The 24133-nt window shown below is 45.8% G+C and carries 15 protein-coding genes; 13 read left to right on the forward strand and 2 right to left on the reverse strand.

The features are described 5' to 3' along the window. Window positions 1–75: 75 nt before the first annotated feature. From EKN16_RS00070 to EKN16_RS00120, 12 genes are all read left to right on the forward strand, one after another. Window positions 76–1152 (forward strand): DctP family TRAP transporter solute-binding subunit, encoded by a 1077-nt coding sequence (locus EKN16_RS00070; RefSeq protein WP_125653139.1) that lies wholly within the window; start codon window positions 76–78, stop codon window positions 1150–1152. A 310-nt stretch (window positions 1153–1462) separates the two neighbouring features. Continuing rightward, window positions 1463–2386 carry a hypothetical protein gene (locus EKN16_RS00075; RefSeq protein ID WP_125653140.1) on the forward strand — a complete coding sequence of 308 codons (924 nt, stop codon included), beginning with the start codon at window positions 1463–1465 and terminating at the stop codon, window positions 2384–2386. Window positions 2387–2420: 34 nt separating this feature from the next. Continuing rightward, window positions 2421–6362, forward strand: a complete 3942-nt coding sequence (locus EKN16_RS00080; protein ID WP_125653141.1) for a hypothetical protein — start codon at window positions 2421–2423, stop codon at window positions 6360–6362. Between the two features lie 417 nt (window positions 6363–6779). Beyond that, window positions 6780–6902, forward strand: coding sequence for a hypothetical protein (locus tag EKN16_RS33360; RefSeq protein WP_269462719.1), 123 nt, complete (start codon window positions 6780–6782; stop codon window positions 6900–6902). Between the two features lie 34 nt (window positions 6903–6936). Beyond that, window positions 6937–14772, forward strand: a complete 7836-nt coding sequence (locus EKN16_RS00085; protein WP_125653142.1) for an Ig-like domain-containing protein — start codon at window positions 6937–6939, stop codon at window positions 14770–14772. Window positions 14773–14846: 74 nt separating this feature from the next. After that, the gene (locus EKN16_RS00090; RefSeq protein ID WP_164522604.1) at window positions 14847–16043 is read left to right on the forward strand and encodes a HupE/UreJ family protein; all 1197 of its coding nucleotides are present in this window, start codon (window positions 14847–14849) and stop codon (window positions 16041–16043) included. A gap of 22 nt (window positions 16044–16065) precedes the next feature. Continuing rightward, window positions 16066–17127 carry a permease gene (locus tag EKN16_RS00095; protein ID WP_232016133.1) on the forward strand — a complete coding sequence of 354 codons (1062 nt, stop codon included), beginning with the start codon at window positions 16066–16068 and terminating at the stop codon, window positions 17125–17127. 17 nt (window positions 17128–17144) lie between these two features. Then, entirely contained in the window at window positions 17145–18098 is a 954-nt protein-coding gene (locus EKN16_RS00100) for a TIGR03943 family putative permease subunit (protein ID WP_164522605.1), read from the forward strand. Between the two features lie 49 nt (window positions 18099–18147). Beyond that, window positions 18148–19020 (forward strand): hypothetical protein, encoded by an 873-nt coding sequence (locus EKN16_RS00105; RefSeq protein WP_164522606.1) that lies wholly within the window; start codon window positions 18148–18150, stop codon window positions 19018–19020. 234 nt (window positions 19021–19254) lie between these two features. After that, window positions 19255–19821, forward strand: a complete 567-nt coding sequence (locus EKN16_RS00110; RefSeq protein WP_125653146.1) for a beta-class carbonic anhydrase — start codon at window positions 19255–19257, stop codon at window positions 19819–19821. 510 nt (window positions 19822–20331) lie between these two features. Next, the gene (locus EKN16_RS00115; protein ID WP_125665672.1) at window positions 20332–21096 is read left to right on the forward strand and encodes an HAD-IIB family hydrolase; all 765 of its coding nucleotides are present in this window, start codon (window positions 20332–20334) and stop codon (window positions 21094–21096) included. Between the two features lie 658 nt (window positions 21097–21754). Next, complete coding sequence (locus tag EKN16_RS00120) at window positions 21755–22774, forward strand: Gfo/Idh/MocA family protein (protein WP_125653147.1); 1020 nt, start codon at window positions 21755–21757, stop codon at window positions 22772–22774. A 143-nt stretch (window positions 22775–22917) separates the two neighbouring features. On the opposite strand, the gene EKN16_RS31935 is transcribed toward EKN16_RS00120, so the two are convergent. Then, a complete protein-coding gene (locus EKN16_RS31935; RefSeq protein ID WP_164522607.1) occupies window positions 22918–23091 on the reverse strand; it encodes a hypothetical protein in 174 nt (57 codons plus the stop codon). 63 nt (window positions 23092–23154) lie between these two features. Next, a complete protein-coding gene (locus EKN16_RS31940; protein WP_164522608.1) occupies window positions 23155–23310 on the reverse strand; it encodes a hypothetical protein in 156 nt (51 codons plus the stop codon). A gap of 37 nt (window positions 23311–23347) precedes the next feature. On the opposite strand from EKN16_RS31940, the gene EKN16_RS00125 reads away from it, so the two are divergent. Further along, a complete protein-coding gene (locus EKN16_RS00125) occupies window positions 23348–24133 on the forward strand; it encodes a glycosyltransferase family 2 protein (RefSeq protein WP_125653148.1) in 786 nt (261 codons plus the stop codon).

Genomic DNA, 24133 nt, shown 5'->3' on the forward strand with positions numbered 1-24133 from the left:
CTGCTCCCCCTCGTAATTTCACTAAATATATTCCCTTATGATACACTTCATTTATGAAGAGGGGAGGGCAAAAAGTTGAAAGCTTTTTTCGGAATCGGACTGTTTGTTGTGATTGGACTCATAACCGCAATCGTGATCGGATTTTCACCTCAATTCTCCTCCGTCCCCCTCCCATACGACGAAGAACAAAAAGGGTTAAAGCAGGAAATAGTCATTAAATTCAGCTATTCCGTTGCCGAAAATACGCCAAAAGGCTTAGCTGCACAACTATTCGCCGACCTCGTAAGGAAAAAAACAAACAATCATGTCAAGGTAGAACTATTCCCCAATGGCATCTTATACAACGAAAACGATGAAATAAATGCACTTCAACAAGGGAATGTGCAAATGATCGCACCGAGCTTTTCCAACATTTCTGAGGTTGTACCCGATTGGATGGTCATGGATTTACCCTTTGCCTTTGCAAACAATGACGCTGTGCAGGAAGCCTTTCATGGTGACATCGGTGCCCAATTGTTTAAAGAGTTGGGTGCTCATAACATGGTAGGAATGGCCTTTTGGGGAAGTGGCTTCAAACAAATCACAAGCAACAAAGGCCCTATTCTTCAACCTTCCGATCTCAAGGGGCTTCGTATGCGTATTCTACCTAGCAAGGTCATCGAGTCTCAATATCATCTATTTGAGGCCAAAACGTACCCGATTCCGTTTAATCAAATTTATCATAGCCTAGAAAACGGGACCATAGACGGAGAAGAAAACTCCATTTCAAACATTTACTCTAAAAAATTATACCAAGTTCAAAAATATATCACGATCAGTAACCACGGCTATTTGGGCTATGGAGTTCTAATGAATAAAAAGTTTTGGAGTACACTGCCAGGCGACCTTAAGAAATCAGTGCTTGAGGCTATGCAAGACGCTACCCAGTGGGCTAACGATAATGCTATTCAGATTAACCAGAAGCAGTGGGAAGAGATGAAAAGTGGAAGCACGATGCAAATTTCTAAACTTACTGCTGCAGAGCGAATGAAATGGATGAACGCAATGAATCCGGTATACAGCGACAACGAATCGATCATTGGAAGGGAGCTTATCCAGGAAGTACGCAAGCTGCAAAATAAATATGCCGGCAAGCAGCCTGAGATCAATTAATGCTATATAAGTTGAACTTAAGAAACGGACAATGAGCCGCTGCACAGATGGAATGTTCTTCCGATCGCTGTTGAGCCCGGATTTCTTATTTTGTCCCCTGTTAAGGGGGAAATCCGGTCTCAAAGGCGAACGCTGACGCTTCTCCAGAATCATCCATCTGCTCCGCTCACTTGTCATATCTCTAGTTCAACTTTTATAGCCTTACAACATTTAAATAAAGTTGTCAATAATCGGTATTTTAAGTATATTTCCACTGGTGGGATTGGTTTAAGATAAGGATCGAACCAACCCCATGAGGAGGAAAATAATAATGAATGTGAATGGAAAGTTACACGAAATCACAAATGCACCGCTATTTATTTCAAGCTTCTCGAATAACCCCGCACATCCGAATCCGGCATCGTTCAAACCTATGGCCGAGGCCCAGGTATTCTTGGGAACCGACTTTCCTGCAGGCTTTACAAATAGTTTCATACCGGGCTTTTCCTTTCAAGCAACAACGGATGCCAACGGCGCATTCAGTATATTCGTACCCGATGGATTCCCACAGACGATCAAGGCTTACCTTTTGGCAACGCATACGATCATGAAAGTACTCCCACCACTAAACGTTCCTATCTTCGCACCGGTATATCGCTCCGAGACCTTCCAATTCAGTCAAATCAATTCCAAAACACAAGATATTTATGTTTTACGAACGGACGGAACGACGAAAGAAGGCTTTTCGCAAGCGCAGATCAGCTCCATGACAACTGACATACAGCAAAAAATGAAGCTGGAAAGTCTCTCTGCGTTTATTAACGATGGATCTGTAGGCATCGTTGGTAAAAGCAAAGGAGCAACACTCAAAGCCGACCTTTTCCTAAGTCCGTTTACAGGACCGGATCTGAATACTTTTATAAGTGAAAAGGTTGATAATATTGATATCGATCTACCCGGCCCGGATTTTATCGTGGGGCTCTTTGTTAGCAAGGATGAGATAGCGAAGCAATTCCGTCAAGGCATACATAATATGATGCCTACATTAAATAAGCAAATTTTTGATAGAATCCAAAAGCAACTTGGCATGTTGATCAGCGATCTTGAAAAGAGTACAAATAGCAAAGTAACGATTACGTTCGAAAAGCTGCGCTTCCCTGTGGTAGAAACCAAAATCATTGGTCCTTTCAGCATAAAAGTCCGGGCTATAGTACCGGATCTATTCGTTGGTATAGCTAGAAAACTGTTCAGTTAGTATTCGTCAATTAAGTTGAGATAGGAGATGAATAATGCCTGCTTCCATTAATATCAATGCAGTTGATGAACTGCTCGGCTTCATTCGCACCGATTATCGCAACCTGTCAGTCCGCGAACTGCTGCATAAGTCCCCTCATGTTCTGCTTGGCGTAAGCGCACAAGCTGCAGATATATTGCAAAAACTGGAGATTAATACCGTCTTTGATCTCGCTACTTCGGGGGTTTTTGGTGCCGCTACCAAACTTGTGAACGCCGCGAGCGACGTTCATTCCGCACTCAATCAGCATGGCAGTCCGACCGCCGACCTTGTACGCGAGGCTGAGGCAGCTGGGAAGAAAATAGATGAGCTTCAGTTTCTACAGGTTGGCGTTTTGGAGAGTATACCAGAAGCTGAAGTTGCTAATGTGCAGAGCCTGCTGGACGTTCAGACCGTGAGAGATTTGGCCTTGTATCCACCGTATCGTGCTGCTGTTCGGATGCTGAATGCTGTTTATTTCCCCGAGAATGTCCCGAATTTCGATCCTGAGCGGCCCGCTGACCTCCTTCCGAAGAGCGGGGAGTATCCGACGGAACGCGTGCAGTATACCACACTCTTGATGGATGAGATCCATATCGGTGACGGTGAGACGATAGCAGACATTGCAAGCCCGAACTTCAAACCGCTGGATCTTGCCAAACTGGCATCGGGTGATGCAGGATTCAAAAGAATCGCTTTCGGCGCACTGCTGACATTCACTCAGTCGTGGTATGCGCAGGGCGTAACACTGGGTCAACTGCTGCATAGCACGTCGCTCGCACCGGGCGAAAGCACCCGTATTGCCGTCATTGATTGGTCGCGCAAAAGCCGGGCTGGAGAGACCGAGATCATCAGCGAGGTCGACGACCTAACTAATGATACATCACGCAATCGTTCGATTAGTGAGGTAACGCAGGCAGTTGCGGACGAAGCGCAGGGTGGTTTTTCGAAGGCGCACAGCAACAGCCTTTCGACCCAGCACGGCTCATCATCAGCGGAGGAAATCTCCGCACCGCTTGGCGGACTATTCGGCGGGCCAAGCGCCTCCTTTGGGCAAAGCAGCAGCCAAGCGGCTACGATCTCGAACTCTGATAGTTACTCCACATCGTTCGGTCACCGGGACATCGGCAGCAGTATGATGCAGAATGTGAAGGACCGAACTCATCAGAATGCTCACAGCAGTCGAAGCCGCCGCGCATCTGTAGTCAAAGAGGTATCACAAACCGAGCATGAGGGGGTTAGCACCCGGGTTCTTGCAAACTACAATCACATGCATGCGCTAACGATACAGTACTACGAGGTTGTCCAGATTTACCGAGTTGAAGTGGCGATCGCCAAAGCAGACAAGGTTGTCTTTATCCCGGTTCAGCTGGTAGACTTTCAAAACGATACTATGGTGCGCCGTTTCCGGAACGTTCTTGCTCGTGCCGCCTTAACGTATGAAATTCGTGAGGCGCTGCATAACCTTGACGTGCTGGAGGTATCGCCAGAGAAAGATACGCACTTCACGATACTAGGTAACCGATTCAGTTTCTTCCTGCGTGAGGCCTTGTTGAATCGCACTGGAATTAATTTATCAACGGCGCGCAATGCGAAGAAAGCGACAACGGATGCAGCAGCCGCAGCAGTTCCCGAAACGACTTCAGGAACCACGTTTCAGCCAATGATGCTCAGTACGACGGGGCAGTCCACGAATATCCGACTATCGGATGCGCTGCCGATCGTGCAGCAGGTGAACGATCATTTATGGTCGATTGATCAGACTGCGCGTTTGTCTGGTCTGCTAAACCGCTCCGTACTGCGGTCGGACAGCAATGCGATCTACCTGCCTACTGATGTCACGGTCGAAGGGGGTGTGGTCTCGACGGGAGGAACCCCGATGAAGATCCTCTTCCATACGCAGCAAAACACAACCGTCGACACGGTCAGCGCAGAACACCCTCTCGCTATGAGCGAGGTAAAAAGCATCGGAATAATCGGCAGCAGTAAAGAACGCGAAATATCGGCGACTTTAACATTAACCCTGAACCGGAATGGGGTGCGTTTCCCGCTTGAACTGCCAGCTGTGACTGTAGCCAAGTCGGCGACAGGAGAAATACGCGTGGTTCAGGTCAAACCAGGTGGCGTGAACGCAAACCTGAAGCAGCATCTAAACGAGAACCGAATGCATTACAGTCAGGCCATCTTCCGTTCACTCGACAGTACACAGATTGCACTCCTGCTGTCCGGTTACGGTGTTGAAGTGAATGATCAACTTGTTCCTGTAGCACAGGTCGTCGAGCCTCGACCGATTCGCTATGTAGGCAACTATCTCGCCTTCAAGATGAATACGGATGCCTCCAGCGATGATACTTGGGCGAGCTGGCTTAGGGAGCATGGAATTCAACTGGGCAGCTCCAAGGAAGATATCGTACCGCTGCCATCAGGTGGAACCTTCGCTGAGGCAGTATTGGGACGTTCGAACTGTGCGGAGAAGCTGGACATTACTCGCTTCTGGAACTGGCAGGATTCGCCGATTCCGCTGCAACCGACTGAAATTGCCGCGGTTCAGACGGGCAGCCGTGCGACTAATGAAGATGTAAAACCAGGTCAGTTGAGCAGCCCGATTATTAATATTACATCGCCTGCAAGTATTCCGGATCCGAGTGGTACAGCGGCAATTCTTGCCGCAATTCAGAATGGCAATATGTTCCGCGATATGAGCGGCCTACAAGGCACCATTGGGCTGGCGCAGGCGGCGCTGCAAGCGACATCAGCGGGCGCGGCAACCGCCGGCCAGCAAGCGGGAACTAACATGAATAGCCTGCTTCAGGCCAATACCGAGAGGCAGCGAATCGCGGCGGAGATGATTACCAGCCTCGCGAAGACAGCGGCATCGGTATATAGCGGTGGCCTTGCTGGCGGTGGGGGTGGCGGTATTAGCGGCGGGAGTAATCACTCGCAGGATGGCGCGAAGATTAACTATTTTGATAAGACTCAGGGCCAGGCCACAGCAGGAGGCAGCAACGCAGTTGGCGGCAGTGCGGTTACGCCAGTAGGCGGAGGTGGTCAAAGCGGCGGCGGTAGTGGTGGCAATGCAGGCGGCGGCTCTGGCACGAACGGCAGCAGTGGCGGGAGCTTCTCGCAGAACCCTGCTGCGCTCGCTGCCACTTGGGGTGATAGTCAGTCACCTTCCGGATTGATTGATAAAATCGTGGATAAATACGGGGGCATTATGGGCGGTGGCGATGCCTCGCCGAGCAGCAGTCCTTTAACGACCCGTAAGGCGTGGCCTAAACTAGACAGCAGCACGGTTCTTACTCGCATAAACGATCTTAAAGGGAATGCTAATCTCTTCGATCAGGGCAAAGTCGGTCTTTGCACCGCGGCAGCGTTCTACCACCACGTCATCCAGAAGAACGCGACGGAGTTTGAATTGTTCGCCAAAGCATTGTACGGAGGAGGGATCGGCTTCCTCGGCAAGCTTAAGGTAAACCCAGGCTCGGACCTGCGCAATACCGATTATTCGGCCCTCGCTGCCGAGTTTCCCGGCATGCCGCGACAGGCGGAGTGGATGCTAATGTCATCCGTCCGTGATAGTGAGAACTGGTTCTTTGACTATGAGGGTGCGCCCGATGAGTCCACCAGCATCAAAACGTCGGCAATCGAACTAAGTGAATGGTATACGAAGACCGGATTCTATTCTGGAGTCACATATAGCGACGATACGAGTTTGGCCAAAATCAAGGCGATTCAGAAGACAGCCACGAATCATATCGCCCTGTACATTCGTATTCCTCTGCTCCAGCCGGGAACATCGACTCACATTATTACGCTCGAGGGACCGATCACGATTGACGAGCCTAACGACAAGGTCACCTTCGATTACTGGACGTGGGGTCAACCAATCAGGACCTTGAACACGACCCTGACCGCACTGAAAGCCAACTATCTAGGTGTCATTACGGCGACATTTTAAAATTTAAGAAGTATAAAATTCTCCTAGCAACTCCGTCCTTAGTAGGGCGGAGTTACTCTGCGTTCTTATTGGCTGGTTTCTCAGAAGGAGCATACGGAGTCTAAAGCGGAAAAATGATATCAGATTCGAGTAGGCGAAGCTAATGTGAACCTTAGTACATAGCTGTAAATAATTAGGTATATGGGAATAATAACCATTTATAATGATTTTCTTCTTAATAATTTAACAATGAGTTAACGAAAAACGACAGATTCCTCGCATAATGATGCGATATACTGTTTTTAAATCCTATGAGAAATAATTAAGGCCTTATTAAATAGCTTATATGTTACTAGGAAATATAAGCTGGATTTTAAGGTCTATTATATATGCTTAAATTTATTTAGGAGGGCAATGAATGCTGGGTAAAGCATATGTGTGAAAGAAACCAAGGGAATTAACGTATGGGTTGGACTTAACTTCATACGGCTGTTGAGAGTTTATTTTGTGAAAATTGCTGACTTGATTTCAATGATGTCGTTCCTCGTAGAGAAAACCTAGAAAATATGACTTTAATTGAAGGAGCAAATAGGGAATGTATAAAGTAATGGATAAGCGGAAGAAATGGTTCAGCTTAGCAATGATTGTAATGATGCTGGTAACGATGATCGTACCGAATAGACTGGTTCAGAAGGCACATGCAGCAGCAGCGCCTGTCACTGTTGCGGGATGGACTTTTTCAGCAACGGGCACTTCTTTCCCCGCAAATAGCGGCAGTATTGCGAATACAACTAATGCAAAACTGACATTAAGTGATGGTAGAACAGGAACTTATTCGACTACTAATTCATCTGTTTATACAGATAAGTGGTCTTCTCCTCTAGAGGGATATTGGCAGGCGCAATTCAGCACACTGGGATACTCTGGGATAACGCTTTCTTCAAAGCAATATGGTACGAATGGCGGTCCAAGAGATTTTAAGCTCCAGTACAGTGTTGATGGCACTAATTTTGTTGACTTTTCTGATGTATATGCACTTACAACAGCGATTGCGACTAAAAATATAGCCTTGCCGAGTGGAGCAGATAATCAAGCTAATGTGTATATCAGATGGCTTAATGCTTCCAATGCATCGATATCCGCTTCAAATACTGGAGCCAACGGGACAGGGACGATTACGCAAACTAGCGGTAACAGCCGAATCGCTGATATCATCGTTACAGGTGTCTCGACTGACCCAGATCAGCCTGTTCCAACAACTGTTCCAGTAACGGGAGTTACGCTGGATAAAAGCACGCTGTCCATGACAGCCGGAGGATCCGTTGATAGTCTGGTGGCGACAGTGGTTCCGAGTGATGCGACGGACAAGCGGGTTTCTTGGAGCTCAGATTCACCTTCTGTTGCCAGTGTAAACAGCAGCAATGGCGCAGTGACTCCGAAATCTGCAGGTACGGCGACGATTACCGTTACGACGACGGATGGCAGCTTTCAAGCAACCAGCACGGTAACTGTAGCTCCTCCCACAGGGAAGACTGCAGCCCCGAACGCATCAAATATCATGTTTCCTACTTTGACCACGGTTAGCGGCTTGGCAGGGGCTGTTGCTGGTAATGCGCAGGTCGCTGTCTATACGGACGCTGGATTAACTACACTAGCGGGAACAACAGCTGCGGGCTCGAATGGATCATTTGCAATTACAAACTTGACCAATCCTGAATCCAAAACAACGGTTTATGTAACGGCACAAGGAACTGGGCAGCCCGTAAGCGATGCGGTACCCGTTAATCTTGCTGTGGCTCAGTCCTTTAAGCCTGGTGATGTTGTATTCAGTCAGATTTATGTAAACGGCGGCAATGGCGGCGCGTTTTATAATCAAAAGTTCATTGAACTATACAATACCACCAATCAAGATATTAATCTTAACAGTTGGTCGCTTGGATACACATCTTACACAACGATGAACGCAACAACGATGAAGCCTTTGTCCGGTACGATTAAATCGCATGGGTACTTTTTAATTGGCGCCAATATAGGTACGAACGGTGTTCCGCTTCCTGTCTCTGTTGATGTTGATCTTAGCGGAGGATTCAATCCAAGTGGATCTACTGGCGGAGCAATCGTCCTTTCCCAATCCAATAAGGCTGTGAGCAGTCCTGATGATACCAATATCGTGGACCTAATAGCTTTTACGAACGCAGCAACTACAGCCTTTAAAACTCCTTTATATTGGGGACAGCCTTTTGTTTCCGATCAGATCGGAGGCGGTACGATATTACGTAAAACAAACATAGGCTCCGATCCTAAGGCGGCGTTTGGATTGGGCAGCGGATGGTTTACAAAAGCAGACACTTCTTCTAATTATGTGATGTTTGCACCCCAATCACCTTCTAATCCTGTGGAAATTATTGTCAGGAACACAAAGTATATGGATGGGCCTAATGGGACATTGATCAATTTTGATGGAAATACTTCCATCTCTGGCCTTGCGGGCTCAGTGCCGGCAGGTTCAACTGTGAAGGCTTATATGGATAATGGCGGTTCTGTTGGTGGACAAGCGACAGCAGCAGCGGACGGTTCATTCAGCCTAACCATCACTAATTCAGGTAATAAAAAATCGGTTTACTTGACCGAAACGACAGCATACTCGTTGAAAGCGATGACTACGAGAGAGAGCGGATATACGCGCGTTGACTCGGCAGCCTACAGCAAGCCTCTCGTAACAGATATCCAAGATTTGCATCTGAATGATGCTAATGGGGTTCCGCTTCAGCTAGGATATCCTGTGACGATCGAGGGTGTTGTTACAGCGGGAAATCGCTTGCTTGGAAACGGTAATACGAATTTTTACATTCAGGACAGTACGGGTGGAATTAATGTTATTGGTGGGACCGTTCCTCCAATGATTACGGTAGGGAACAAAGTGAAGGTCGTTGGTCAATTGGCTTTCACAGCGGGGATGAGTCAATTTGTAGCTGCAACGATAACAGATTCAGGTCCAAGCACGACACCTGCTGCGACTTCCATCACGTTGGACAAGATGAGCAGCTCTGCGGATATGGAACCGCTGGAAGGCAGAGTGGTCTCTGTTAAAGGAAAGGTAACCAACATTCCTTCAGCCGGTCCTGATTACAACGTGACCATTACGGATGACTCGGGCAAGACGGCTATAGCGAAGATACTGGGAACAACCGGCATTGATGTCAATAGCGCTGTTCAACTAGGTGATACGGTTACTTTTAAAGGGATCATCGGTCAATCGAAGGCAGCTTCTCCGTATACGAGCGGATATTATATTGCGCCAAGAAGTATATCGGATATTAAAGGAGAACTGCAATTCAATCACGTTCCTGTGACGAAAGCGTATATTGGCTTGGATATGTCTATCAAGGCTATGGCCAAATACGCTGATTCTGTGACCCTTTATTATAGAAATACAGGGGAATCTGTGTATGCTTCAATTCCTATGCTTTCGGCAAATAATTTAAATTACAACGCCAATATACCGAAAGAGAAGGCGGTTTTGGGCAAGCAAATAGATTACTATATTGAGGTTAAAAGCGCTGACCAAACCTTGTCTTCGGGCAATGCCGCTTCACCCAATATCGTAAATGTCATCGAAGATAAAGAAGGACCTACTTATTCGAACGAGCTTCCTGCAAACGGGGACAGTATGGAATCCTCCCGTCCAGTGATTTCGGTTGATTTGGACGATCCGAGCGGTGTGGATGCAACATCATTGCAAATTTCTCTGCTCAATCATGCCACTCAAGCAACAACTGATTATACGAGCCAAGCTGTACGATCAGAAAACCAAATCAAGTTAACTTTAACTTCGGATTTGGCAGTAGGCACTTATACGGTTAATGTTTCGGGCAAAGATATGAAGGGCAATGCTTCAGTGCATTCCTGGTCGTTCGAAATTACTGCTAGATTCACAGGCGGCAATCATTATCGGGGGACAACGCATAACCATACTCAAATTTCCCATGATGCCAAAGGCGATCCGGAAAAGGCACTGACAGAGGCTGAGAAATACGGCTATGACTACTTTGCTTTCTCTGATCACTCGCATGACATTGATAGTGGTAATGTCGGCAGTGACACTGTCGATCACAAAGGAATGCCGGAACGTACCGGAGGTGCGAACTGGCAGCAAACCAAAGATCTGGCGAAGAAGTATACACAAGATGGTAAATTCGTCGTATTCCCTGCGTTTGAAATGACTTCGACAACATGGGGACATTCAAACGTCTTTGGAACAAGTAACTTTATCGACCGTGTACAAGATGGCGGAAAATATCAGAATCTAAAAAATTATTACGCCTGGACGTTGACCTACGATAATATTGTGGCGCAGTTCAATCACCCGGCGATGTCGGCGAATGCCTTTGATAATTTTATTCCCTATGATAAAGATGTCGATAAGCTCTTCACCATGCTTGAGGTAGGCAACGGGTCAGGACATTACTCGTATGTCAACGCGGACAAGAAGCTTTTCAGTGCACTTGACCTTGGATGGCATGTGGCGCCGACATATGGCGAGGACAACCATGACGGAACCTGGGGACAGACTAAGAAACGTACGGTCATTGTCGCTAAAGATCTTTCTCAAGAGTCTTTACTTGAAGCGATGCGCAAAATGCGTGTGTATTTCAGCGAAGATCCCAATTTCCAGCTGGATATGCTGGCGAACGGGTACTATATGGGATCTACAGTGGACTCCAATAATCTGACCTTTGATGTGACAGGTAAAGACCCTGTACAGGAAAGCGCCACAGATCCTAAGTACAGTTACATGACTACATCAACAAACGACAACATCAAGAAAGTCGAGCTGTTAACCAATGGCGGCACAGTGGTTGATACGTACACGCCTACTGGTAATGAGACAACCTTTAATTGGAAGCCAACAGTTACAGTTGTAGGCGGACAGCAATGGTTCATTGTTAAAGTAACCCAGATGGATGGCGATCAAATTTATTCTTCTCCAATCTGGTCGCAGGTCCAACCGTTAGCTGTGAAAGTAACAGATTTGACAGTCGTTGAAGGTGCTGCCATCGCGGGAATCCCTGTTACTTTGAAAGCGGGAATTTCTAATCAAGGGACGATAGCTCTTCAGAATCTTACGGCTAGTCTGTATTATGACGCTGTGGATGTGTCGCATTTTATCGGGGAGAGCACCATTCCTTCACTAGCTTCCAATAAAAGCGCAGATACCTTAGTGCAATGGCAGAAACCGGTTGCCGGGGATCATAAGTTGATCGTGGTGCTTAAGGCAGACGGTCAGGATCTCGGCAACAATAAATACGAGCAAATGATAAGTGTGAAAGCTCCACTCGGCATTACAGTTATGATTGACGCAACGCATAACAACGAGAATACAACGAGCGATACGGGCACTTACAAAGATAATCTTCAAAACTTCACGCTCAACTTAAAGAAACAAGGGTATACGGTAGTCGAGAACAAAACTACACTTACCGATGCACTCTTGAAGGATGTTGCCGTCTTAATGGTGACCCATCCAAGCAGTGCCTATAGTGCAAGTGAAATCGACGTCTTGAAAACATTTGTAGCGAGTGGCGGTTCATTATTGTTGACTGAAAAGAGTAATTTTGGCGGAACTGCTCGAAACCTGAACAGCTTATTAGCGGGGGTCGGTTCCAGTATTCTAGTTAACAATGATGGTGTATTCGATGAAACGAAGGAAGGCAATTTCTGGGGAACTCCGTTAACGTCGAATTTCTCAGTGCGAGCTCATTTGAAGCCAGTAAGCAACGGTTTGACTGACTTTGTGTCTTTGCTGGATTTCTATAGCGGATCGAGCCTTGCCCAAAATGATGGTACAGGGAACAAAATTCCGCTTACAGGCAGCAGTACGGTTACGATCCTGGCGAGCGGAAATGAATCAACGTTCCAAGATTCTCCTCAGGTAAAAGCGGACACTGTGACATACAATGTGCAGACAGCCAATGGTAAAAGCGGTCCTGCCTTGGAAAATGTGACTGGGGGATCAACGATTCCATTAGTGGCTTCGGAACAGCTTGGCAAGGGACGAATTCTTGTAGCGGGCATGAACATTTTCAATGATAAGCAAATGACTCAGAATGATGGACCGGTAGGTAATGCTCCATTCGAGCTGAATGTAGTGAACTGGCTTGCCCATCAGGAATCGAAAGTGTCCTCAATCAGCGAGGCGCGCAAGCTCCCTCTGAACACCAAGGTTGTTATTCAGGGTAAGGTGACAACGACTGCCTTTTATGATGCGGCATACATTCAAGATGATACCGGCGGAACGGTAATCTTTAGTGAGGTGCCGGCAGGATCGCTGCAGCTTGGTGACACCGTAAGGGTCTACGGACATATCGGTATCTTCGAGAATGATGTAGAGATTATATTTGATAGATTTGATAATAGTATCGTTAAAGTGAGTTCAGGATCTCCGGTTCAACCTAAGGTTCTTAGTACGGCAGATTCGGTAATTGAACAATATCAGGGGCAATTGGTTCAGGTAAAAGGGAAAGTAATTGCAATACCTGACGACAACTCCTACGTAATTAATGATGGTTCTGGTGATGTCTTAGTCTTCGTTGATGGATATATCGCCAATCAAACCGGAGCCGTTCCAACAATTAAAGTTGGGGATACGCTGCAAGCAACAGGTTTGAGCGGTAAATACTCCGAAGGCAGCCGGATTCGCGTTCGAGACACAAGGGAATTGATAAATGCCACGGATTCAGTTCCAGTAACGGGAGTGACGCTCGATAAGACGACACTGACCTTTACAGTAGGTGAAGCCGCACAAGCCTTGATGGCAACGGTAAATCCGAACACAGCAACGAACAAAGCAGTCACATGGAGTTCGAGTAATACTGCTGTGGCAATGGTAGACAACAATGGTATTGTCACACCGGTTGCAGCCGGAACAGCGACTATTACTGTGACGACAGTGGATGGAGGCAAGACAGCAACAAGTGAGGTCACCGTGAATGCTGCGAATGTAAGTGTAGCGGGAGTGACGCTCGATAAGACAACACTGACCTTTACAGTAGGCGGAGCGGCACAAGCCTTGACAGCAACAGTGAATCCGAACACAGCAACGAACAAAGCAGTCACATGGAGTTCAAGCAATACTGCTGTGGCAACGGTAGACAACAATGGTGTTGTCACACCAGTTGCAGCTGGAACAGCGATTATTACTGTGACGACAGTGGATGCAGGTAAGACAGCAACAAGTGAGGTTACCGTAACCACTTCATCTAGTGGAGGTAATGGTGGAAATGGTGGTAATGGTGGTGGAAATGGTGGCAACACCGGAGACACCGGAAACCATACGACGACGATAACCAGTGACAAGCTCACTAACAGCAGCAACGGAACAATCACCGTCGAGGTTCCGGCAGCTACTACGGAAGTTAAGGTTCCAGCAAATACGGCAGATCTGATCAAGCAAAACAATTTGGAGATCAAATCAGACAACCTAACGATTAACTTACCTTCCGATCTGATTAAGCAGTTGAAGATGAAGGTTGCTCCAAGTGATTGGACAGACAGCTCAATTTCATTGAAACTGGATCCACTCAGCCAAGTCGATGCAAAGAATATCGTCGATAAAGGCAAAAATGCGACCAATTCGGATATTAAGCTATTTGGAGAAGTTTACGAGTTCCATCTGTCAATCACGACAGCTAGTGGTAAGACTTACGATCTGTCAGCGTTTGACAAGCCGATAACGATTCAGTTAAAGGTAGGTCCAACGGTTAATGCGAAATTGGCCGCGATCTACTATATTTCCGAAACTGGAGCACTTGAATTCATTGGAGGAAAATATGTAAACGGCTATATGGTTGCCGAGATCAGTCACTTTAGTAAATACGCAGTTCTTCAAGTTTCCAAGCTATTTACCGATGTTCAGCCTGGGTATTGGGCATCAAATGCGATTCAAGAATTGGTATCGAAACAAATTTTGAATGGTACAAGCCCAACTTCATTCGAACCAGGACGCAGTGTAACACGCGCTGAATTCACTGCGATGCTGGTCAGAGCGTTGAAGCTTACAGAAAAAAGCGATAAGGCGTTTACCGATGTATCGGCTGGAGACTGGTACGCTGAAGCTATTTCAATCGCGCTGAAAGCTGGGATTGTGCAAGGAAAGAGCACGACGCTTTTCGGTGCTAGCGCACAAATTACTCGTGAGGAAATGGTCACGATGTTGATGCGAGCGTACAAGTATATGAACGGCAAAGCACCAGTTCATACAAGCCCTAGATTCACCGATGAATCTCAAATTTCATCGTGGGCTGCAGAGTTCGTTAAAGAAGCAGCAGCGCTTAACCTGATTCAAGGAAGTGGTGCGGGCAATTTCAAGCCTCGTGGAATTACAACCCGTGCCGAAGCCGCTCAAGTCGTGTACAACCTATTAAATAAATAAATATCTTTTAAATTGGATAACAGGATGCCGTTCACATGGATGGCATCCCTGTTATCTTTACAAGGAGGAAAATAATGTTCCGTATTCATGCTGCATGGCGATTTTCCATTTGCCTAATGGCAGTTCTTATACTCCTTTTGATCCTACCTTTTGAACGAAAAGTGGATGCTCATGCCTACAGTGCCGGTTATACGACTCTAAGTTTGACCAAATCGAACATCGAAATGACCTACACACTGGATGAGTTGTCTGTTATAGAGTTAATTGGTGGCGATGTGAACAAGAATGGGATGCTCGAGCAGGAAGAATTCACCGCGGTGAAGGATCAGCTTTTAGCCATGATAAAGAAAAACGTAATCGTACAAATCAATAATGAAGTCCAAGATTGGACCCAATTAGAAAGTATTGTTTTGGATCGGAAAGGGGATGCCACAAAGGTAATCTTGAAGGCATCCTTTCCGCCAGTATCCGCATCTCAGCCGATCTCCTTATCGGATAATCTATACATGAACGATGCAGCTACCAACTACGTCGATTTACTTACGATTAATTATGGTAAGCAAAAAAGCACAGCAGCATTGTCTGGGAAAAATCGCGTATGGGCGATGCAGCTGACCGAGAGTGATTATGGCGGTTTACAGCAGGATATGAAGTCACCCCAAAATAACGGCAGTGGACAAGCAGAAGGGCCGAAAAACGAGGCTTCGAGCTCATCGGAAGGCATCTCAGGCTGGTATTCATTCTTTACACTTGGCATAAACCACATTTTATCCGGCTATGATCATCTATTGTTCTTGTTTTCGCTGCTCATCGCAAGGCAGAAATTTAAACAGTATGCGGCGATGATCACTGCATTTACGATCGCACACAGCATCACGTTAACCTTGACGGTATTGGGGATTATCGATGTATCACCAAGGATTGTCGAACCTGCGATTGCGCTCAGTATTTGTTTCGTAGCCGTCGATAATATCGTACGTAAAGAGGTCAGTTATCGGTGGGTACTTACGTTTGTGTTTGGCTTAATCCATGGGATGGGCTTCGCCGACATTTTGAAAGAAATGGATCTCCCAAGAAGCCAACTGGCAACGGATTTGATCAGCTTTAACCTCGGGATTGAAACCGTTCAGGTGACGTTGGTTGCCATTCTGCTGCCGCTGCTAGGATTGCTGCACCGCTGGAGATATTCGAGACACGCAGTTACTGCGGGTTCCACATTGGCGCTGTTATTGGGCGGAATCTGGTTAGCGCAGCGGCTGTTCTTCAACTAAACAAAAGCAAGAGGGGATTTCCATGCCAAAAACGGTCATACACAGAAAATCAATGAAATGGAACAGCAACCTACTCGCTGGTTTTGCTTTGATTTCCATCCTTATTTTATACTTTTTCTCTACCAAAGAATCCGAAACGATCTTGAATAGCCCCAAGATGCAAATATTCAAAATGATGTTTATCAGCATTATTATTGAAGCCATGCCGTTTATCCTCATTGGGGTGTTGATCTCGGCACTATTGGAAGTTTTCGTTTCGGAACAGACTATCAAAAAAATGATCCCGAGCAATCCTGTTTTGGCTATCGTTACGGCCAGCGTGCTAGGCATTATTTTCCCCATATGTGAATGCGGTATGATCCCTGCTGTTCGCAGACTGATCCAAAAAGGAATGCCTCTTTATGTTGCTACAACATTTATCTTGGTAGGGCCGATAATAAATCCGATTGTATTCTGGTCCACCTTTACAGCTTTTCGCAACAAGCCGGAAATTGTATTTTCTCGCATGGGATTGGCTTTTTGCTTGGCGCTCGTTATCGGACTTATTGTCTATCGTTTTGTAACAACGGATCAATTAAAGATAACTGAACCCATTCAACAGCAGGAGATTATGAAGAATAATGTGGCGCTCCACGAGCATTCACACGATCACCAAGATCATCCTTCTGCTCGTAAGAACAAGCTGCTGGAAGTGATGGAGCATTCCATTAGTGAATTTTTTGAGATGGGTAAATATTTGATGTTTGGGGCTTTGTTAGTTGGAGTACTTCAAACGTTTGTTTCTAAGGCTAGCTTGGTTACGCTTGGGCAGGGTGAAGGTAGTGCGAACCTGCTCATGATGGGTTTCGGATTTATCCTATCGCTATGTTCGACCTCAGATGCGTTTGTCGCACAATCCTTTGTTACGACATTCTCACAAGGTTCGCTTGTTGCATTTATGGTTCTTGGACCCATGCTGAATTTGAAAGGGATTCTGATGATGTTAGCTGTTTTCAAAACCAGATTCGTCATATTATACAGCTCCCTCGTTATTGTAGGCGTCTATGTCGGTACCTTGATCCTCGAAAGGTTTGTACTGAAATGAGCAGGGGGAATGATGAAATGAAAGACACATACGCTCCCATCATCCATCACTTTTTGAGATTGGCCATTTTGCTGGGGTTCACGTTATTCTTGGCACACTTGACGATGTCAGGGGAAATCCTCCTCTTTATTGCACCCCAGCTTGTGAAATATGTGCAATTAGCAGCAGGGGGGTTATTAACCTTTACTATTTTCCAGATTTACTTCTTCATTCGTTCGTTCAAAAACCCTGCACCCGTGTGCGCGTGTGGGCATGATCATGGTCATTCCCACGAAGGTGAACATGCTCACGGTTTCGGTCATGAGCACAGCCACGAGCCTGCACGGTCTTTATGGAAAAACATCCTCCTCTATGGTCTATTTATCATGCCGCTGCTATTTGGAGCATTCCTGCCTAACGAGGCTTTCGCCGGTTCACTAGCTAAGAATAAGGGAATGAATCTGGGTGGGACAACGGAAGGCAGCAATGGAGTTCCTGCTGATTTGGCTCAGCTAGAAGGAAGTGAAGATTCTTCGGTTAAGGAACTGTTTCAAACCGACAATTACAATCGGGACTATGCGAAGTTGGGCATGCTTTTATATAAGCAGGATTTAATAGAAATGAAAGATGAATGGTTTATCGAGAAATTACAGGCACTTAATACGTTTGCGGCTAATTTCGAGGGTAAGCAAATTAAGGTCAAAGGTTTCATTTATCGAGAAGATGGTTTATCGGAGGATCAATTTATTATCGGAAGAATGGCAATGACCCATTGTATAGCCGATATATCTCCCTACGGAATGATTGCTGAGGCTCCGGACGCAAGCAGTTATGCCGATGACTCCTGGGTGACGCTTACTGGAACCATTGCCACAACGACCTATCATAATCAGACGGTGATCAAGATCCTCATTCAAAGCGTAGAAGCAGCTCATGCTCCAACAATTCCATACATTTATCCGGATTGGGACTTTGCTAAAAAACTACAATGAAGAACTACGACTGCACAATTAAATTAGCAAAGATGGAGTGATGTTTGTCATGCTGCTCAACCTAGGTAGTTTCATAGTAATGGTACTGATTGCAAGCTATTTTAACTTCTACCTCTTCCAAAGAAAGGGCTTGTTGACGAGAACTGCCGGAATGATCGCAGCTTCTGTATTGGCTGTCTTGTCCAGCTTTGAATTTGGCATTATAGCTGCGCAAACGTTCGATTTGGATTTAATCATTTCTGTGGGGATGGCTATTTTATTTGCTGTAATTGTTGGTTTTCCTAGCGGTATAGGGTTTGGTTTGAAATCAGGATTCAACGCCGTGTTGGCCGGTTCGATGGGTGCTATACTTGGAACTGTTGTAGGCAGTCTCTTCTATAAATCCAATATTGTTGTGATGCTTGCAGATATTGTGTTTATCCTTTTGATTTTCGTTGTTCAGAAAGTAGTAGATTGGCGGCTCAATGAGAAGAATAAGAAGCAAATATCATCAAAAGCTGTAACGAAGAAAGTATCGTATACCAGCACGATCATACTCCTGATAGGCGTAACGATTGTTGCGGGGTATGTGCTGCTGGAAAAAAATCATATCCAAATTGGCGCTATTGGTAAGCCGCAATCGCAAATCGCGACATTTGATGAAGAGAATAATTTGCAGATCGCGACGATTGACGTGACCGCATCCGGGTTTGCTCCGAGCACTACGGAGTTCAAAGCTTTTACGATGATTAAAGCTATATTTAATGTGAAGCCAAATGCGGGAACCGGTTTAAAGCTGGTTTCAAAGGAATTGAATCTTAGTGTTGATTTAAAAACAGGTCCTAATATATTATTACTAAATAATCCGCAGCCAGGGTCCTATGAGATCACAATAGAGTCCAAAGATTATAAGGGCAATTTCATCGTCAAAGCAGAGAAATAATTTGTTTCGGTCTGATAAAGTCATCCAAATCCACAAAACAAATAAGCCTTTGGTCATGACCACTTGACCATGTGGGCTTATTTGTTTTGTAATTCTAGTTTGATTGTTGGAACTATCACGAGTAAGAATTTTGCTATTCCGTTTAAGTTGATGTTAGACTTAATAGATGAGTAAGCATCAAGGGTTGGCTGAAGTAATGTTGGACAATTCGCATCCTGTAAGGAGGTCACGGTTATGTCTATCGTCCCGAGCTTATTGAATTATAATAAACAATTCGTAGAAGAGAAACGATACGAGGATTATCTAACGGACAAATTTCCGGATAAAAAGGTAGCAATATTGACTTGCATGGATGCGCGACTAAGTGAACTGCTCCCAAAGGCTTTGGGCTTTAAGAATGGCGATGCAAAATTCATTAAAAATGCCGGAGCGATATTAACTCAGCCCTTTGGCAGCGCAATGCGAAGTATTTTGGTAGCCGTCTATGAACTGGAAGCGCGCGAAGTTATTGTGATCGGCCACCTCGGCTGCGGCATGACAGAGATCGATCCGAAGAGAATGGTTAGCAAGTTTATTGAGCACGGCATCGATCCTTTAGCGATAGAAACACTTGAAAATTCCGGGATTCGTATGGATAGGTTTTTGCGCGGCTTTGACCGTGCGGAGGAAGGCGTCATGCACAGTGTTAAGATGATCCGAAGGCATCCGCTTTTCCCGAAGGCAATCCCCGTTCATGGCTTTGTCATGGACCCGGAGACCGGAGCGATAGATGTCATTGTCGAGGACTATAGAGAACACTGAGCCGCTGCACAGATGGAATGTTCTTCCGATCGCTGTTGAGCCCGGATTTCTTATTTTGTCCCCTGATAAGGGGGAAATCCGGTCTCAAAGGCGAACGCTGACGCTTCTCCAGAATCATCCATCTGCTCCGCTCACTTGTTATATCTTTAGTTCAACTTATCTAGCCATTGCAAGTCAAGAGGGCACCTCCATTCACATATGGGGTGCCCTTAAATTTGGTCAAAAGTCGATTTGTAAAGTTTATGGTAAGATAAAAGTTACAAAAAATAGGGGCTCTAAACTATAATTAGTGTTTGCCATCACGAAAAAACATAAGCGAAGCGGACGGAATCGTTCTGAAGAAGCGATAGCGTTCGCCTTTGTCTCCTTATTTCTACCCCTAAAGGGATAGAATCAAGAAATATGGAGACAACAGCGACCCTTAAGAATGATCCGTCCGCGCAGCGGGCTTTTACGCACCATGTTTATCAAGCACTTATTTTAGTGTTGAGCCAAAATAGGAGTGAAAAAATGAACTTCGTGTTTGATTTGGATGGTACAATTTGTTTTAAAGGGAAGCCGGTAACAGAAAAAATAGGAGCTGCATTAGAAATGCTTCAATCGAAAGGGCACTCTATTATATTTGCTTCTGCAAGACCCATTCGTGATATGCTGCCTGTGTTGGACCAGCGGTTTCATACTTACACAATGATTGGAGGTAATGGGTCACTTATCTCACTAAATGGTGAATTGAAATATTCCACTTCATTTTCTGGCGATCAAATGACTGCCATTACAACCCTTTTGAATGAATTTGAAGCTGCATACCTAATAGATGGCGAGTGGGATTATTCGTATACAGGTTCGCAAGACCATCCGATTCTAAATAATGTTGACCCTGCAAGATTAGCAAAAATGGTCCCTCTACATACTCATAAGTCTATTGTTAAGGTATTAATTTTGAGTGCTGCTAACATGGAAGAATTGGCTGAGAGAATAGCTGGGCTCGATGTAGTCGTTCATAAGCACAAAAATGAAAATGTACTTGATATTAGTCCAAAAGATATTCATAAGTGGGAGGCGTTAAGAAAACTAAGTATTGAAAGTGGGAATTACATCGCATTTGGTAATGATGCCAACGATATGACAATGTTTATGAATGCAAAGCATTCCGTGATGATTGGACATCACGAAGAACTGGCAAAACATGCCACAGAATCTATTTCATTAGGAGAAAACATTGAAGATAGGATAGTTGAAAAGCTAAATCAGCTAGCTAAAGTATATGCTTTATAAATGGTGGCTAACAATAATTACCAAGGGATGGAGAGATATATTTGAATTATGTTTATGCTTTACTAGTCGGAGTTTTGGGCGTCGTTTCTATATTCACTGGAGAAATAGTGACATATGTATTTCTAGGATTTATTTTATTAGCACTAAATAACATTCACAAAGTATTACAAGACATATCGAAGAAAATGGATAGGAAAGACTGAAGAACCTGCTTGGCCGGAAGTGGCTAATGGTTAAGCTAGAAAAACGGAAAATGAGAACCATATACGTTTAATTAAGAAGGCTGCTGATATTGTTCAGCTGCCTTCTTTGCGTGCCAGCATGGTGCTATCTCGAATTCAGTCATGTTGTACGTTTCCTCGTGAAGACCATGGCTAGTAAGGGCTTGGGTTAAATCGGATACCGGGAATGATAAGGTTATTGCAAACTAGGAACGCAGCTGATAGATTAATGTCATCATCGCATATCTGGTTTCGAAAGGAGGGTCTTGTTTGCAAAGCCGAGTTACTATGCCAGCTAGGACATCAAACTTTTCGGACATGATTGTGACCATACAGATGCGCTTTAGACTTTGGAGGTTATACTTGCGGCGAATCGATCTTCGATCGCAAACAGGAATACCATTGTAGTTTCGAAAAAATTACAAGGAGGAGTAGCGATGTCAATCATGCGATTTGCTGTAGTGGGAACCGGTTGGGTGGCGGGGGAGTATTTGAAAGCGATCGACGCTCGCAAGGATGCGGAGGTATATGCAGTTGTCAGTGCCCATAAGGAGCATGCTAAACAACGTCTTGAAGAGCTACAAATAGATGCTCGTGTTTTCGAGCGTTTCGAAGATGCGGTAAAGGATCCGCAAGTGGATGCCGTAGTCCTATGCTCTACACCCGGCATCCGTCCGGAACAAGCGGTCTTGGCCGCACGTCATGGAAAACACATCGTTTTTGAAAAACCGCTGGCTATGAATCGCAAGGGATTATGGGAGATCGCGCAGGCACTCGAAGCCAACCCGGTGCATACCATCGCCGGGTTTGTCCTCAGATGGAACCCATCGTTCAGCAATACGAAAGCGCTGATCGAAGACGATGCGATTGGCCGGATATTTATGGCGCAAATCGATTACTGGCATAATATCGGTCCGCATTATCCGCAGTATCGGTGGAGTAAGACAAAGGCGCTCGGTGGCAGTAGTATACTGTCAGCCGGTTGTCATGCGGTGGATGCTGTCCGCTATTTCGCAGGTGAAATCGAAGAAGTGACAGCATACAGCTGTCGGACATGGGCGGATTCCGAATATGAGTTTGATTCTAACGTGATCGCCCTATTAAAGCTGAGAAACGGTGGGATCGGTAAAGTATCGTCCTCGCTTGAATGCAAAACTACGTACAAGTTCAACATTCACCTGCTCGGGGAAAAAGGGGCGATCATGAACAACCAATTGTATAGCCACAAGCTGCCGGGACAGACAGAGTACGCTGTAATCCCTACGATCTTGCCGGACAGCGGTGATGTTTCGCACCATCCCTTCGCTGAGGAAATCGACGATTTCGTGCAAACCCTTCGGGGGCAGACCCCATCACGCTGTGATTTCTTTGATGCCATGCAAACGATGGAGGCTTGTTTTGCCATTGACGAATCGATTGAGAGCGGGCGGAAAATCACCTTGCCATTAGTAAGATAGTTGTGATCAATAGCAGCTGAAGCTAGAAACAAATAGAGAATGTTTAATAAAGGTCAACTCTTCAGAGGAGGCCACTGAAAATTATGGATTTTTTCAGTGGCCTCCTTTAGAGTGCCCTTTTTTTCGCGTCTAATAAATGGCTCTCAATCATTATCAGTGCTTGCCATCACGAAGTGCCTAGCGGAGCGGACGGAATCGTTCTGAAGAAGCGATAGCGTTCGCCTAAGAATGATCCGTCCGCGCAGCGAGCTTCTACGCACAAGCGAGGCTCCAGCCTTGACGTACAAAAGCCGTTCCTTATACTCTTTCGTGTCCATACAATATGTTGTAAAAAGAAGGTTTTCACCTAATGGTAAATTTGGGTTGGCAATCCGTAAGAGTTAAGAGGTGATAACGATGAAGAAACGTTTTAGACGCAAACAAAAACGGTCATTACCTGGCAAAGCGAACAGGATGAGCCGACCTTCAAATGGAAGCAAGCCACCCGGAAGAAGAGTTGGATTGGCAGGCTCTAAAAAACGGATAAAGCCACCCAAAAGGCAGACCTCCCGTTCTCTTTCTCAAAGGAGGAATATGCGGGGCATCATCAACGAAAAGGGCTACAAGAACAAGATCCTACCAATGGTCGCGCCAGTAGTCTCTGTTATTATTCCCGTCATGAATGAAAGGCGAACGATAGAACGAGTCATCCGTGAGGCTTCACGCCTTCACAGTCAGACAGAGGTCATTGTTGTAGCTAATGGTTCAACTGATGGATCAGTAGCTCTGGCCAAGCGGAGCGGCGCCCAGGTGATCGAATTCTTCAATGCGCTTGGTCATGATGTTGGCCGAACGATTGGTGCGGCTGCTGCTAGAGGACAGGTGCTGCTATTCATCGATGGAGACATGGTCATATCTGCGGAGAAACTAAGGCCATTCATTCATTCCGTACTCCATGACGGCGTTGACGTCGCATTGAATGATTATTCTGGGCCTACGAATAAGAAGTTTGTTCATAGCGTTGTGCTCGCCAAGCATGCCCTGAATGCCCTGATGCAGCGTTCTGATTTAAAAGGTACATCCATGACAGCAGTTCCGCATGCTGTGAGCAGACTTGCACTGGAAAAGATCGGTGCCGCAGCACTCTCTGTACCTCCGTTAGCCCACGCAAAGGCCATCCATCATGGGCTTGTTGTCAAAGCGGTCCAACACGTAAATGTCGGAAAATTAAATTTGCCACGGGTTGAACGAGAACGAACCCAGCCGTTAGAGATGCTTATTGTGGGTGATCATCTGGAAGCGATTGAATGGCTAACGGTGCAAACCGACAAGCGTGGAGGCTTCACAGATATGCTGCGAAAACGTGAGATGGCGAGGTGA

The organism is Paenibacillus baekrokdamisoli (assembly GCF_003945345.1).
GTDB lineage: Bacteria > Bacillota > Bacilli > Paenibacillales > Paenibacillaceae > Paenibacillus_Z > Paenibacillus_Z baekrokdamisoli.